Source organism: Methylobacterium sp. WCS2018Hpa-22 (assembly GCF_031843785.1).
Classification (GTDB): domain Bacteria; phylum Pseudomonadota; class Alphaproteobacteria; order Rhizobiales; family Beijerinckiaceae; genus Methylobacterium.
Genome location: NZ_JAVTJA010000003.1, coordinates 217,794 through 232,737, shown reverse-complemented (window position 1 = coordinate 232,737; position 14,944 = coordinate 217,794). Strand labels below are relative to the sequence as shown.

Annotated in this window: 11 protein-coding genes; 4 read left to right on the top strand and 7 right to left on the bottom strand. The window is 68.1% G+C overall.

What is annotated here, in order from left to right; genetic code table 11:
* Positions 1–88 precede the first annotated feature (88 nt).
* From RQI43_RS05580 to RQI43_RS05555, 6 genes are all read right to left on the bottom strand, one after another.
* Entirely contained in the window at positions 89–1,465 is a 1,377-nt protein-coding gene (locus RQI43_RS05580; protein ID WP_311274502.1) for an aspartate aminotransferase family protein, read from the bottom strand.
* Complete coding sequence (locus RQI43_RS05575; RefSeq protein ID WP_311274501.1) at positions 1,462–3,243, bottom strand: putative 2-aminoethylphosphonate ABC transporter permease subunit; 1,782 nt, start codon at positions 3,241–3,243, stop codon at positions 1,462–1,464. The genes RQI43_RS05580 and RQI43_RS05575 overlap by 4 nt, the downstream gene beginning before the upstream one ends.
* 8 nt (positions 3,244–3,251) lie before the next feature.
* Positions 3,252–4,349 carry a putative 2-aminoethylphosphonate ABC transporter ATP-binding protein gene (locus RQI43_RS05570; RefSeq protein WP_056434180.1) on the bottom strand — a complete coding sequence of 366 codons (1,098 nt, stop codon included), beginning with the start codon at positions 4,347–4,349 and terminating at the stop codon, positions 3,252–3,254.
* A gap of 56 nt (positions 4,350–4,405) precedes the next feature.
* The gene (locus RQI43_RS05565; RefSeq protein WP_056434178.1) at positions 4,406–5,425 is read right to left on the bottom strand and encodes a putative 2-aminoethylphosphonate ABC transporter substrate-binding protein; all 1,020 of its coding nucleotides are present in this window, start codon (positions 5,423–5,425) and stop codon (positions 4,406–4,408) included.
* A 345-nt stretch (positions 5,426–5,770) separates the two neighbouring features.
* Positions 5,771–6,598 (bottom strand): phosphonoacetaldehyde hydrolase, encoded by an 828-nt coding sequence (gene phnX, locus RQI43_RS05560; RefSeq protein WP_311274500.1) that lies wholly within the window; start codon positions 6,596–6,598, stop codon positions 5,771–5,773.
* 54 nt (positions 6,599–6,652) lie between these two features.
* Positions 6,653–7,759, bottom strand: coding sequence for a 2-aminoethylphosphonate--pyruvate transaminase (locus RQI43_RS05555; RefSeq protein WP_056434173.1), 1,107 nt, complete (start codon positions 7,757–7,759; stop codon positions 6,653–6,655).
* A gap of 127 nt (positions 7,760–7,886) precedes the next feature.
* On the opposite strand from RQI43_RS05555, the gene RQI43_RS05550 reads away from it, so the two are divergent.
* From RQI43_RS05550 to RQI43_RS05540, 3 genes are all read left to right on the top strand, one after another.
* Complete coding sequence (locus tag RQI43_RS05550) at positions 7,887–8,762, top strand: LysR substrate-binding domain-containing protein (protein ID WP_056434171.1); 876 nt, start codon at positions 7,887–7,889, stop codon at positions 8,760–8,762.
* Complete coding sequence (locus tag RQI43_RS05545; RefSeq protein ID WP_311274499.1) at positions 8,759–9,574, top strand: DeoR/GlpR family DNA-binding transcription regulator; 816 nt, start codon at positions 8,759–8,761, stop codon at positions 9,572–9,574. Before RQI43_RS05550 ends, RQI43_RS05545 begins: the two co-directional genes overlap by 4 nt.
* Positions 9,575–9,700: 126 nt before the next feature.
* Positions 9,701–10,543 carry an EamA family transporter gene (locus RQI43_RS05540; protein ID WP_056434284.1) on the top strand — a complete coding sequence of 281 codons (843 nt, stop codon included), beginning with the start codon at positions 9,701–9,703 and terminating at the stop codon, positions 10,541–10,543.
* A gap of 241 nt (positions 10,544–10,784) precedes the next feature.
* Here the strand turns inward: RQI43_RS05540 and RQI43_RS05535 are convergent, their stop codons facing one another.
* The gene (locus RQI43_RS05535; protein WP_056434279.1) at positions 10,785–11,465 is read right to left on the bottom strand and encodes a L,D-transpeptidase; all 681 of its coding nucleotides are present in this window, start codon (positions 11,463–11,465) and stop codon (positions 10,785–10,787) included.
* Between the two features lie 432 nt (positions 11,466–11,897).
* Here RQI43_RS05535 and RQI43_RS05530 point away from each other — a divergent pair, with 432 nt between their 5' ends.
* Complete coding sequence (locus RQI43_RS05530; RefSeq protein WP_311274498.1) at positions 11,898–14,921, top strand: M10 family metallopeptidase; 3,024 nt, start codon at positions 11,898–11,900, stop codon at positions 14,919–14,921.
* The last annotated feature ends 23 nt before the right edge of the window (positions 14,922–14,944 follow it).

Genomic DNA, 14,944 nt, shown 5'->3' with positions numbered 1-14,944 from the left:
TGTTGCCTGAGGGGCGCCGAATGCATGGTTGTGCTCCCGGGACTTGACTGCGAACCGCAAGAACCGTCGCGGAGCAGCAGGGGGCCGGTTATCTCCGGCGCTCTCGTGTCGCTTCCTCGATGGCTGTCTCGACGATGTCGAGGGCGTCCATCATCTGCTCCGGCGTGACGGTCAGCGGCGGCGTCAGGGTCAGGACGTTGCCCATGGTGGTCTTGAACGACAGGCCGGCATCGAGCGCCCGGTAGAGCACCGCCTCGGCGAGGTCGGCATCGGGCTCGCGGCTGGCGCGGTCGCGCACGAGTTCGATGCCGATGAGGCAGCCCCGGCCGCGCACGTCGCCGATGGACGGGCAACGGTCCATCATGGCGCCGAGGCGGGCAACGGCCAGCGCCCCGACCCGCGCGGCGTTGGCGACGAGATCCTCGTCCTCGATGATCCGGATCGTCTCCAGGGCGGCCCGCGTCGTCACCGGGTTCTTCTCGTGGGTATAGTGGCCGAACGCCCAGGCGCCGCCGACATCGAGGCTCGGGTCGGCGATCACCGCCGCGATGGGCAGGATGCCGCCGCCGAGCCCCTTGCCGATCACCAGGATGTCGGGGGCGACGCCGTCATGCTCGCAGGAGAACATCCGCCCGGTCTTGCCCAGGCCGGTGGGGATCTCGTCGAAGATCAGCAATACGCCGTGCCGGTCGCAGATGCGCCGGACCTCCGCCCAGAAGCCCGGCGGCGGGATGTAGGGCACTGCCCGCGTCGGCTCGGCGACGAGGGCCGCCACGTCGGGGTCGCGGGTGAGGACGTAATCGATCATCCGGGCGCAGGCCCGGCCGCTCGCCTCGGCGCTGTCGGTGCCGTAGGGGCAGCGATAGCCGCCGAAGGGGGCGACGTGCAGGGCACCGGCCACCAGGGGCCCAGCGGGGCCGGAGCGGAACAGCATCTCGCCCGACATCGCCGCCGAGCCGGTGCCGGCGCCGTGGAAGGCATCCCAGAACGACAGAGTCTTGTGCCGGCCGGTGGCCGCGCGGGCGACCTTCACCGCCACCTCGACCGCCTCCGAGCCGCCGGTGGTGAACAGCACCTTCGCGAGGTTGCCCGGTGTGATCGCCGCGAGCTTCTCGGCGAGAGCCACGGCAGGCTCGCAGGCGTAGCGCCTGGGCGCGAAGGGCAGCGCGTCCATCTGCTCGGCGATGGCGCGCTTGAGGCGCGGATGGCCATAGCCGATATGGTGGACGTTGTTACCGTGGAAATCCATGTAGCGGCGCCCGGCCGCGTCCTCGATCCAGATGCCCTCTGCCCGCACGATCGTGTTGAGGCAGGGCGTCGAGACCGACTGGTGCAGGAAGGCGTCCGAATCCCGCGCCAGCAGCCCGCGCGTCGCCCTGTTGAGGCTCCGCGCCTGCCACGCGGCGCGCCGGTCGGTGCGGTTGGTGTCGCCCTCGGATTCGGCGATCCGTGCGTCCCGGCTCATGCGGTCGCCTCACGGCGGCGCCAGCCCTGGGCGCGGGCGATCACGAAGCGGTTGACCAGCGCCAGAGCGAGGCGGGCACCGAGGGCGGTCGCCATGATCACGCTCGCCATCGCGGCGGCGGCGGCCGTGGTGCCGGCCTCGTCCATGTGGACGATGGCGATGGACGCGAGCTTGGTGCTCGGCCCGTAAAGGAAGATCACCGCCGAGACCGTCGTCATGGCGTTGACGAACAGGTAGGCGAACAGTTCCAGCACGGTCGGCAGGCAGATCGGCAGGCTGACCCGGCGGAAGGTCTGCCAGAACGGTACCTTCAGGGAGGCCGACACCGCTTCGAATTCCGGGTCGATCTGCTTGAGGGCCGTCGTCGCCGTGACGTGGGCGACCGTGTAGTAATGCGCCAGCGTGTTGATCACGAGGAGCGCCAGGGTCCCGTAGAGGACGTTCAGCGGGTTCCAGGGCGCGTTGAAGAAGAACACGTAGCCGAGGCCGAGCACGAGGCCCGGCACCGCGAGCGGCAGCATCGCCAGCAACTGCGCGAAGGCCCGACCGGCGGGAAACAGCTTCAGCTTCTCGATGAGGTAGGCCCCGCAGAACACGGTCATCGTGCCGATGGCCGCGACCGAGAGCGCCATGGCGAGCGAGTTCCAGTAGGGCGACCAGCCATCGGAATCGGCCGCCGCGAAGTCGTAATGGTCCAGGGTCAGGCCGAGATTGTAGGGCCAGTAGCGGATGAACGAGGCCCAGACCGCGACCCCGTAGGTGCCCACGATCACGCCGGCCACGAGCATGGCGTAGACCAGGACGAGGCGGTCGCGGACCGGATGGGGCTTCGGTTCGTAGGGTACGGAGCGGGCCGAGAGCAGGGACAATTGCCGGCGCTGGATGAGCCGGTCGACGATGAAGGCCAGCACCGCCGGCACCAGCATCAGGAGGCCGACCACGGCGCCCATGGGGAAGTTCTGCTGGCCGACCACCTGGCGGTAGGCGTCGGTGGCGAGCACCGGGTACTGGCCGCCGATCACCTTCGGGATGCCGAAATCCGTGACCACGAGGGTGAAGACCACGAAGGCCGCGCTGACGAGGCCGTAGCGGGCACCCGGCAGCGTCACGGTCACGAAGGTGCGCAGGCGGCTCGTGCCCATGGCGGAGGCGGCCTCGTAGAGGCGTCCGTCCGAGAGGCCGAGGGCGGTGACGAGGATGATGAGGGCGTGCGGGAAGGCGTAGAGGCATTCGGCGAGGGTGATGCCGATCGGCCCGTAGACGCTGTGGCCGAACAGGAGCCCGCGTAGGAAGCCCTGGTTGCCGAGGATGTAGGTGAGCGCGATCCCCGAGAGCAGCGAGGGCGCGAACAGCGGCAGCAGGGCCAGGGCCAGGAATAGGGCCTTGAACGGCATTGCCGTGCGGGTGAGCGCGTAGGCGTAGCCGAAGGCCAGGGGCACCACGAGTGCCACGACGATGCCGGCCACGGTGAGGCTGTTGAGCAGCGCATCGACCAGGGTCGGCGTCGCGAAGTAGGTGCGGAAGTTGGACAGGCCCGCCATCCCGCCATCCGGCGCCTCCAGGCTCTTGATCAGCAGCGTGCCCAGCGGCAGCGCGATGATGAGCAGAAGGAACAGGCACAGCACCGCGATCAGGGCGGTGCCGATGGCGGCTTCGGGCACGGTGCGGCGCTTGGCGGGCAAGGCCTTCGGCAGGGACAGGGCCGCCTCCGGCAGGGACAGGGCCGCCTCCGGCAGGGAGACGACGAGGGAAGATGTCCCCAGGACGGACTCGGCCATGGCGCGGCTCACGGGCGGGCGGCCACGGGGAAGGCCCGCAGGGCCGCCGGCGGCAGGGAGACGTAGAGGTACTGGCCTTCCGTCAGGGCGAGGTCGCCGTGGAGATTGGCCGAGACGTCGGCGACCAGGGAGCCGCCCAGGTCGAGGCTCGGTTCCAGGCGGGCGCGGGTGAAGGCTCCGAGGAATTCGAGGCTGCGCACCCGCACCTGGAAGGCGTTGACATCGGTGGGACGCACGTTGCCGACCCGGATCTCCTCCGGGCGGAAGCCGAGGCGCACGGGACTGCCGGGGACGAAGCCGCGCCCGTCCTCGCAGACGAGATCGACGGCACCGACCCGGATCTGCCGGGCCGATCCCACCCGGGCGTCGAGGAACGTCATGGCGCCGATGAAGTCGGCCACGAAGGCGGTGGCCGGGTTACGGTAGATCTCCGCCGGGGTGCCGACCTGCTCGATCGCACCGCGATTCATCACCACGACCCGGTCGGCCATGGCGAGCGCCTCCTCCTGGTCGTGCGTGACCATGATGGTGGTGATCCCGAGGCGCTTCTGAAGCTGGCGGATCTCGTCGCGCAGCCGGGTACGGACCTTGGCGTCGAGGGCCGAGAGCGGTTCGTCGAGGAGGAGCAGGGAGGGCGAGGTCGCCAGCGCCCGGGCGAGGGCCACCCGCTGCTGCTGGCCCCCCGAAAGCTGGACCGGATATTTAGGCCCCTGCTCGGGCAGCCCGACCAGGGCCAGGAGTTCGGCGACCCGCGCGGTGACCTGCGCCTTCGGCATTCGCCCGTTGACGAGGCCGTAGGCGACGTTGGCCGCCACCGTCAGGTTCGGAAACAGCGCGTAGGATTGGAACACGATGCCGAAGTCGCGCGCCGCCGGGGGCGCCGTCGAGACGTCGACGCCGCCGATCACGATACGTCCCGAATCCTGACGGTCGAGCCCGGCGATCAGGCGCAGCAGGGTGGTCTTGCCGCAGCCGGAGGGACCGAGGAAGCAGACGAACTCGCCCCGGCCGATTTCCAGGTCGATCCCGTCGAGGGCGGTGAAGGCCCCGTAACGCTTCGACAATCCCGAAACCCTGAGGAACGGCGTCGCATCGCGCAGCGTCATGGCGGTGCCCCCTGCTCTTTCGTGTGGTCGTTCAGGCTCGCTTTGCGTCGTCGCGGCTACTTCTTGGCAGCCTTCGCCTCGTAGCGGCGCGACCATTCGGCGAGCACCCGCTCACGGTTGTCGGCCATCCAGCCGAGATCGTTCTTGATCATCGCGGCCTCGGCATTGGCAGGGTAGTTCGCCGGCACGTTGGCGACGCCCGGATAGGCCACCACCGCGTAGCTCTTCGCGTAGAGTTCGTTGGCGGCCTTGGTGGTGCCCCAGTCGGCGACCTTGCGGGCCAGATCCAGGTGCTTGGTGGTGCCGACGATGGCGTAGGCCTCTTCGTCCCAGCCCGTGCCGTCGGCGGGGACGACGACGGCCAGAGGTGCGCCCTTCGTCTTCTCCGAGGCGCCGCGCATGTCCAGCGACAGGCCGGCGGTGCGCTCGCCGCGCGCGGCCTGGACGCAGGGGGCCGAGCCCGAATGCAGGTAGGCGGCGATGTTCTCGTGGAGTTTGTCCATGTAGGCCCAGCCGGCCTCCTCGCCCATGCCCTGGAGCCAGCCGGCGACCAGCAGGTAACCGGTGCCCGAGGAGGCGGGATGCGGCATCACCACCTTGCCCTTGAGTGCGGGCACCAGGAGATCGGCCCAGCGCACGGGGGTCTTCACCCCGTCCTTCTCGGCTTCCGCCGTATTGAAACAGACCACGCCGATGGAGGCGTCGGTTCCGGTCCAGCTGTAGGGGCCGATGGAATCGCGGAAGGCGGGCTTCAGCGCATCGGCGCCCTTCGGCTCGTAGGTGGCGAGCAGGCCCTGCTTCTCGAACAGCAGCAGGCTGGAGGCGGCCAGCCCCATCACCATGTCGGCGCGGGGATTATCCTTCTCGGCCAGGAACCGTGCGGTGATGACGCCCGTCGAATCGCGCACCCAGACCACCTCGACCTCCGGCACCGCCCGCTCGATCCCGGCTTTGAAGGGAACGAGCTGATCGTTCTCGAGGGCCGTGTAGATCGTGAGCTTTGTGCGCTCGGCGGCCATGGCCAGGGTCGGCGACGTCAGGGCGAGGGTCAGAGCGAGGAGGCCGAGGATTTTCATCGATAATGCTCCGGAGTCTTGTCGTTCCGACGTTTAAATCCTGATGCATGACAGGAAGAAGACAAAACCCCGTGCAATCAAGTCCAGGCTTTTTGCATATGCTGCCTATTTCAAGATCATGGCGCAGAATTACTTACGTTGATTGCGGACGGCCGAAATCGACCCCCGGCGCTTGGCCGCGGGTCGATGTTGAAACCTTTCGATTGCTCCCGTGAAACGGTCTCCAGCCGTGACGCGGTGTCCCTTAGAGTGTTCTCCGCCGAAGCGGATGCCGGTTCGGCGAAAAGGAGCGCGGCAAAATAGAGGTCTAGAGCTGCACCCGGCCCAACGTGGTCGGGTGCCGCTCTAGCAGGCCTGTGGCATGCGTCCGGCCGCCAGCAATCCGTTGATATCGGCGACGACGCCCGGCAGGTCGGCGATCGTGTCGATGAGGAAGTGGGGCTTGGATTCCGCGAACAGGGTGGCGATCCGCCTCCGCTCGGAGGCGAGGCGATCGGCGGACAGCGCGCGGAACGCGTCGTAGGTCAGCCCCAGCGCGTTGCCCGAGCAGGTGAGCGCCACCGTCCACATGCCGGCTTTGCGGCCTTCGAGGATGCCCGGCACCGTGTCGTCCACCTTCACGCAGGCGGCGACGTCGTCGATGCCGAGCGCGATGACGTTCGCCAGCGCCTGGGCCGGAAAGGGGCGCCCGTTCGGAACTTCGTCCGTGGCCACCACATGGTCGGCGACGTAGCCGTTGGTGGCGGCGAGCGCGACCACGCGCTCCATGACGCGCGCCGGGTAACCTGAGCAGGAGCCGATCTTGAGCCCCCCTGCCCTGAGGTCGGCGATGGCGTCGAGGGCGCCGGGGATCACGGCCGAGTGTTCGGCGATCTTCTCGATCTGCAACGGCATGAAGCGCTCGTAGATCGCGGTGACGTCGGTGTCGGTGGACGGATGTCCGTGGGCGGCCGCGTAGCGCGCGGCGATCTCGGGCTGGTTCAGGAGCGTGCGGATATGGTCCCACTTGCCCATGCCCATCGGGCCGCGCGCCTCGGGCAGGCTGACGGCGACGCCGAATTCCGCGAAGGCCTCGACGAAGATCTGGGTCGGCGCGAAGGAGCCGAAATCGACGACGGTCCCGGCCCAGTCGAGGATCGCGGCCTGGAGTTTCTTCGGGGGGGTGTAGGACATGGTGGGACTTTCCGGGTGACCCGCGGAACGCGCGGGAGGCCGAGGAACGGGCGGTCAGACGGTCGTGATGCTCAGTTCGGTGAACACCGCCGCGACGGCCTCGACCGCGCGCTCCATGTCGGCGGATTCGACGTGGCCGATGCAGCCCACGCGAAACGTCTCCAGCTGCGTGAGCTTGCCCGGATAGAGGATGAAGCCCCGTGCGCGGACGGCGGCGTAGAAATCGGCGAAGCGGTACTTCGGGTCGCGCGGGGCGTGGAAGGTCACGATGATCGGCGCCTGGATCTCGGGCGCCAGGAAGGATTTGAGGCCGAGGCGCTCCATGCCGCGGATCAGCACCTCGCAATTGCGCGCGTACTTGGCGTGGCGGGCCGGCAGGCCGCCCTCCTCGTCGTATTGCAGCAGCGCCTCGTGGAGCGCCGCGACCACGTGGGTCGGCGGGGTGAAGCGCCACTGCCCGGTGCGCTGCATGTAATCGTGCTGGTCGCTGAGGTTCAGAGCCAATGAGGCCGAGTTGCCCTCGGCTCGCGCCAGGGCATCCGCCCGCGCGATCACGAAGCCCATGCCGGGCACGCCTTCGAGGCACTTGCCCGAGGCGGCGATCAACGCCTCGAACGGAACCGTGGCCGCGTCGATGGGGAGCGCCCCGAAGGAGCTCATCGCATCGACGATGAGGCCGCGCCCGTGGCGGGCGACCATTGCGGCGATCTCCGGCAGGGGGTTGAGGATGCCGGTGCTGGTCTCGCAATGGATCAGCCCGACATGGCTGATCGTGGGATCGGCCGCGAGCAGACCGTCGACGGCCTCGGGCGTCGTGGGCACGTCGTCGGCGGTCTCGTAGACGCTATGATCGCGGCCCAGAGCTTCGCAGATCTTGGCGAGGCGCTTGCCGTAGGCGCCGTTGACGAGGACCAGGACCTTGCCGGTGCGCGGCACCAGGGTGCCGATCGCCGCCTCGACCGCGAAGGTGCCGCTGCCCTGGATTGGCACGCAGACATGGCTGCCGGTGCCGTTGGCGATGGCGACGAGGCGCTCGCAGACGCTGGCCGTCAGGGCGTTGAAGCTGCCGTCCCAGGAGCCCCAATCGGTCATCATCGCCGCGCGGGTGCGCTCCGACGTCGTCAGCGGGCCGGGAGTCAGAAGAATGGGAGCGGCTGTCATGGTGATCCTGCCCGATCTGCCGTGAGCGCCGGGAGCGCTTCGGGACAGGTAAATCTTGCGTTCGGGCAAGCCATCAGATCAAATCGTTTCTTGTGATGCCCGTCATCAGTCTCGCCGATAGGTCGCCATGAACCTGTTCCAGCTGCGCGCCTTCGACGCCGTCGCGCGGGAGGGCAGCTTCACACGCGCGGCCCAGCGCCTCTGCATCAGCCAGCCAGCTGTGACCGGGCACATCAAGGCGCTGGAGGAGCGCTACGACCTCGTTCTGTTCCGGCGCACGGCGCGGGCGGCGGAACTGACTCCGCAGGGCCGGGCGCTGTCCGAACTCACCGGCCCGCTCTTCGGCCTCGTGGAGCAGGCGGAGGATCTCCTGGAGGCCAACCGGACGCTGGTTTCGGGGCGGGTCGAGATCGCGGTGGATTCGCCCCATATCGTGATGCCGCTGCTCGCCCGCCTGCGGGCCCGCCATCCCGGCATCGTCGTCGGGCTGATTCTCGGCAACGCCGCCGATACCCGCGAGGCCCTGCTGTCGGAGCGGGCGAGCGTCGCCGTGCTCACCGAGGCCGAGGCGCATCCGGACCTCCACCTCGCGGAGATCGCGGTCTCGCGCATCTGCGCCGTGGTCCCGCGCGACCATCCCCTGGCGGGTCGCGCGGCGCTGGATCTGGCCGAACTCGACGGCGCCGCCATGGTGCTGCGCGAGCCCACCTCCGTGACCCGGCGAACCTTCGATCGTGCCTGCCGGCGCATCGGCATCACGCCCGCCGTGCTGATGGAACTCGACAGCCGTGAGGCGGTGATCGAGGCCGCCGCTGCTGGCATCGGCATCGGCATCGTCTCGTCCCTGGAATGCGGGGAGGACGCCCGGATCGCCGCGATCCCGATCGACGGGCCGGACCTCGTCAATCGCCACGCGATCGCCTGTCTGGCGCGACGCCGGAACCTGCGCCTGATCCGTGTCGTGTTCGAACTGGCGGTCGATGCGGCGGAGGCGACGCGATGAGCCGGAAGCCCTCCGCACCGGAGAGCCGGGCGCTGGCCGCCTCCCGCCACGACGCGATTCTGGCACGGCTCGGCCAGGACGGCAGCGTCAGCGTCGAGGCGATGGCGGACCGTTTCGGCGTCTCCCGCGAGACGATCCGGCGCGACCTGAAGGCCCTGGCCGAGCAGGGCCGGCTCGCCATCGTGCACGGAGGCGCGACCCGGCGCGCGGACGAGCCCGTCCTGGCCATCCGCGAGCGCGACAATCCGGCGGGCAAGGCTGCGATCGGACGGGTCGCAGCGGGGCTCGTCGAGGACGGCATGGTGGTGGTGCTCGATTCCGGCGCCACCACCCTGGCGGTGGCGAACGCGCTGGCCGGCCGCGACCCGCTCTTTTCCCGCCCCATACCCAAGGGGCTGACGATCTGCACAAACAGCCTGCCGGTGGGGCTCCTGCTCTGCCGTGTCGCCGGCGTGCGGGTCCATTTCCTCGGGGGCGAGATCGAGGGCGCAGACGAGGCGGCTTTCGGCACCGAGGCGCTCACCGCCCTGGCGCGCTTTCGCGCCGACCTCGCCTTCGTGGGTGCCGGCGGCATTTCACCAAGCGGCGAGATCACCGACTTCGCGCCGCTCCCCACCGAGTTGCGCACCCACATGCTGGCGGCGGCGGAGCAGGGCTATGTGGTGGCCGACAGCACCAAGTTCGGTCGCCTGACCCCGATCCGCCTCGCGCCGATCCCGGCGGCGACCGGTCTCATCGTCGATGTCGAGCCCCCGCCCCTTCTCCGGGACGCCCTGACCCGACGCGGCCTCTACCTGATCGTCGCGCCCTGATGTGGTTTTTTGTGGCTTTTTGATTTCTTTTGCAGCGGGCCTGCATTAGGAACGAACGACGTTTTCGGCCGCTCGTCGGCGTGACGCTGCCCTCACCGGACGCGAGATCTCATGATGGCCACCGGCATGAGCCTGCCCGTCTTCTGCGCGGTGCTTGCCGCCGCCTTCATGCATGCGGGCTGGAACGCGGTGGCGAAGCTGCGCCTCGAGCCGATTCTCACCATGGCGCTGATCTCGGCCTCGGCCGGGCTGTTCGCGCTTCCGGCCTCGATCTGGTTCGGATGGCCCCAAGCCGCCGCCTGGCCCTGGCTGGCGGGTTCGATCCTGCTGCATCTCGGCTACTACATCGCCCTGGCCGAGGCCTACCGGCACGGGGATATGGGGCAGGTCTACCCGATCGCGCGCGGCAGCGCCCCGCTGCTGACGGCCTGCGCCTCGCTCCTGGTGCTGCAGGAGGCGCTGGCCCCCCTCGCCGCCCTCGGGATCGGCATCCTCTGCGCCGGGGTCGCCCTGATGGCGTTCGCGAAAGCCGGCGGCCAGCGCCTGAGCCGGGCGGCCCTGGCACACGCGCTCCTCACCGGCGCCCTGATCTCCGGCTACACGCTGGTGGACGGGCTCGGCGCGCGGGCGGCGGGCGACCCCCACGCCTATGCCGCCGCACTTTTCGTGATCGACGCGATCCCGCTGCCGGTTTTCGTGCTCTGGACGCGGGGCCGCGACGTGCTGCGCTCCGTGCGGGGCCTCATGGTGCCGGGACTCGGGGGTGGAGCCCTGGCCCTCGGCTCCTATTGGATCGCGATCTGGGCGATGACGGTCGCGCCCATTCCCCTGGTCGCGGCGACGCGCGAGACCAGCGTCCTGTTCGCGATGCTGATCTCCGTCATCGTGCTGAAGGAGCCGCTTCTCCTGTCGCGAACGGCGGCGGTGGTCATCATCGTGGCGGGGGTCGTGGCCATGCGCCTGGCCTAGAGGCTCGATTTCGCGGCGCGCTCCGACGATCGAGCACCATGCCGCGAGGGATACGCGAAGCGCGGCAAAGCGGAGCTCCCGATGCGAGGGAATGGATCGTCGGAGCCGCCGGGCCGGGCGACCGTCTCTGACGACGAGCACTTGATTGCGTGCAGGCTGCGAATACCCACTCATGAAGCAAAGCCGGTCCCCGCGACGATGACGCGAAAGTACCGCTCCGGGCGTGTTCCTGCGCGTTTGCTTACGCCGGCAGGATGACCACCTTGGTTTTGACCGGTGTCCGCGAATACAGGTGGATCATGTCCTGGCTGAGCAGACCGACACAGCCGCTCGTGATGCCCGTGCCGATCGTGTCGGGCTCGCTGCTGGCATAGATCGTATAGAGCGTATAGGCGCCGTTCTGGTAGAGATGAAGGGTGCGGGCGCCGAGCGGATTGTCCAGGCCGCCCGGCATGCCGCGGGCATATTTGGCGGCCTCCGGCTGACGCCGGATCATCTCCTTCGGCGGTGTCCAGGTCGCCCATTCGGACTTGCGGCCGACATAGGCGTCGCCGCTCCAGAGGAAGCCATCGCGGCCGACATTCGCGCCGTAGCGGGTGGCGGAGCCGTCGCCCTCGATGCGGTAGACGTAGAAATTGCCGGGATCGACGACGATCGTGCCGGGAGCTTCCTTGGTGTCGTAGCGAACCGTCCGGCGATAATATTTCGGGTCGACCTTGCTGATATCGGCGGCCGGGATCGGGAATTTCTCGTCCGGCATCGGCCCGTAGATCTTCGCCGCCTCGGCGAGGATCAGGCCGTCGGATGTCGCGCAGCCGGCGAGCCCCAAGGCACTCAATCCAGCGGCCGAGCCGGCCAGGAAAGACCGGCGGGTGAGCGGCCGCGTTCCATGCCCGAGCGGATCGATAATCCCACCGTCCATGATCATGATCCCGGACCTTCCCTGCCCTGCGGACCGAAGAACGCGTGCTCCGGTCGCGCCTCAATGGCCAGCTAAGACTGGCAAGCTCGGCTTTTGCGTCGAGAGTATGGCGAAACTCTCTCGTTGCCGGGGATGGGGGGACGACAACGGCCTTTGAGCGTCTTCGGTGAGGACGATGACTTGCGATGCGAACGACCGGTGCCGCGCCGTCGCGCGAAGAGGCCTCGACGGATCAGGCTCAGCGACGCCCGATATCGGGTCGGCGCCAGCGAGGTGTCGCACCGGTCTTCGCCAAAGCTGGCCGTACGGGTTTCTTTACAGAATTCATCGATGACATGGAGCGATGTTGCAGGGGCTGTCGCCATGCTCCCGATCGATCTCAAGATCGGGAACGGCTCAGTCCGCCAGACGTGCGGGTGATGGGTCGATACAATGGCGACGGGCGTTCAGAATTCTCAGGTCCTCATCCCTCTCTACACCTCGGTCGGGAAGCTGGCCTACAGCCCGCTGGACTCTGCCGGCCTGCAGAGCGGCATGTACGCGCATGTCTCCGTGGTCGGCATCGCCGGGGCCGACGGAAAGCCCGTTCCCGCGTCGCTGAGCCAGACCCTGCCCGCGGCACATTCGACCCCCGGTGCGACCCCCGAGGCGAACCACGGGACGGGGGTCGACGTGTCGCCCGCCACCGGCATCTTCCAGGTGGATACCGGATCCTGGGCGACCGTCCTTCCGCAAGAGCTCGTCGAGGCCGCGGTCGGGCCGATCGATTGGACGCAGTATCCAGAATATCAAGAGGGGAGCCTGACATACAGCAGCGACGGCATCGTCGAAACCGGGCACTGGGTTCCGCTGATCCTCGCCTTCCCCGACGCGACCCTGCCGGATGGCAGCGTGCCGACGACCACGGTGACGGCTCTCGTCCGCGGCGAGGGCACCAAGACGCATATGCTCGGCGTCGGGTTCAACACCGGCTTCGCCACGGATGTGAAGGGGACCACGCTCACCTCCGCGAACAATGCCGTCCTGAACCTCGCCGAGATGAAGAGCGGGGAGATGGCCCATAGCTACATGATCGATCGCGAGGGCATGCATCTCGGCTGGTCCGGCGCCGACGAGGGGGCGGGCTGGACCGTGCAGAAGCTCGACGAGGCCCTTTCGGCGCCGTTGCCGGGCAGTCCGCAGGATTGGCTCTGGCCGACCGGCTCCGTCGTCATCGACGGCACGGTCCATAGTGGAATGGACCTGCTCTTCGACACCGGCACGCCGGAAGCCTTCGTCCATTACCCCGGCATCACGAAGCCGGGCCATTTGATGCCGGATGGCAGCGCATTCACCGTGACCGTTCCCGGCTCGAACGGTGCGGCGACCAGTTACGGCTTCGTCCTCGGCGACGAGAGAGGGGATACGCCCTCGAACGTCTGGGAGAGCCGCGCCACCCACGGCTCGGCCTCGTTCATGAATACGGGAGCCCATTTCTTCCGCGACCACACCTACGTCTACGATGCGGATAAAGGCCTGATCGGGTTCAAGACCAACGGCGCGCCGGTCTCTCCGACGATGGCCGAGGAGGTTTCGTTCATCAACGGGCTCTCGCCCGACGGAACGCTGACGGAGGCGAGCTTCGCCGGCTGGGAGGGTAGGACAGCGCATAAATGGGGGGCGCCCACCGCCGGAACCGGAGCGACCATCACCTATGCCTTCGATCCGGACTCGTCGTTCTCCGCGAACGAGCAGGCCACCGTCCTGCGGGCCTTCGCGACCTGGTCGGGCGTGGCGGATGTCCGTTTCGTGGCGGCTTCGTCGAGCACGGCCGCCGACGTCCTGATCCATCGCGGGAACGATGGCCGGGCCGACACGAGCAACACGAGTTCACGCGGCAGCGGAAGCACCCTGGGCACGCCTCAGAGTCAGGTCGTGGTCTCGATCGATACGAGCAAGCATGGGTTCGACCTGTCGGGCTCCCTCCACAAGGCCGCCGGATACGGGTTCGGGACCATCGTGCACGAGATCGGCCATGTGCTGGGTCTCGGACATGATGGCCGCTACAACGGCAAGGTCGATCCGGCGACCCAGCAATTCAGTGCCTATGACGACCGCGAATGGTCGGTCATGTCCTATATCGACTGGACCAAGGCGCATGACGCCAAGTACCGCGCGAGCGATCCGGTCGCCGGCACGGATTGGGGCCATGCCGATGGCGAAACCCGCAAATCCAGCCAATCGCTGATGCAGCTCGACATCCTTGCGATCCAGCAGCTCTATGGCGCCGCGTCGCCGGCCGGCACGCCGTTCTCGGGCGGGCAGACCTACGGCTTCAACAGCTCGATCACCGGTCCCCTGGAGAAGATCTACGATTTCGGCCTCAACACGCAGCCGGTTCTGACCCTCTTCAACGAAGGCCGCCACAATATCCTGGACCTGTCGGGTTTCGCGAAGGCCGCCTTCGTCGATCTCCGCGCGGGGGCCTTCAGCAGCGTCGCCGGCCTGACGAACAACATCGCCATCGCGCAGGGCACGGTGATCGAGACCGCCATCGGTGGAAGCGGGCGCGACACCATCGTCGGCAACGATACCGCCAACCTTCTCGACGGCGGCGGCCGGTCCGACTTCCTCTACGGCCTGAAGGGCGGCGACACCTACATCGTCGATAGCAAAGCCGATCGCGTCTACGAACTCGCGCATCAGGGCTACGACCGGGTTCTCACGGATGTCGGCTACGCCCTCGGCACCGGCCAGTCCGTCGAGTTTCTGGCCGCCAGGGACGCCGCCGCCACGGACGCCTTCAAGCTCGTGGGCAACGAGATCAACCAGGTGCTGCGCGGCAATGCCGGCGACAACGTCCTGAACGGCAAGGGCGGTACGGACAGCCTTTACGGCGGTGCCGGCAACGACACCTACATCGTCGACCGCCTCGCCGACCGTGTCTTCGAGACGGGCGACGAGGGCCGCGATACGGTCGTGGCGTCGACGAGCTATGCCCTGGCCGCCGGCCAGGAGATCGAGATACTGAAACTGGCGATCGCCACCGGAACGTCGCGTCTGCACCTCGTCGGAAACGAGTTCGACAACCTGTTGCGCGGCAACGAGGGCGCCAACACCCTCGATGGGGGATTGGGTTCCGATATCATGAGGGGACTCGCCGGACGCGACGTCTTCGCGTTCTCGACCACACTCGGGGCCAACAATATCGATCGCCTTACCGATTTTACCGTGGGCGAGGATCGCATCCGGCTCGACGACGCCATCTTCACGGCGCTGGCCCCCGGTCGCCTCGCCGCCGACGCGTTCAAGGATGTGAGCGTGGCCAGGACCGATGCCGACGATCGCATCCTCTACGATCACGACACCGGAAACCTGTTCTATGACGCGGATGGCAGCGGTGCGGGGCAGGCCATCCGGTTCGCCATCCTGAACGACGGGGTCGATCTCAGTCACCACGACCTCTTCGTGGTGTGAGACCGAGCCGCGCCGGCTCTGCC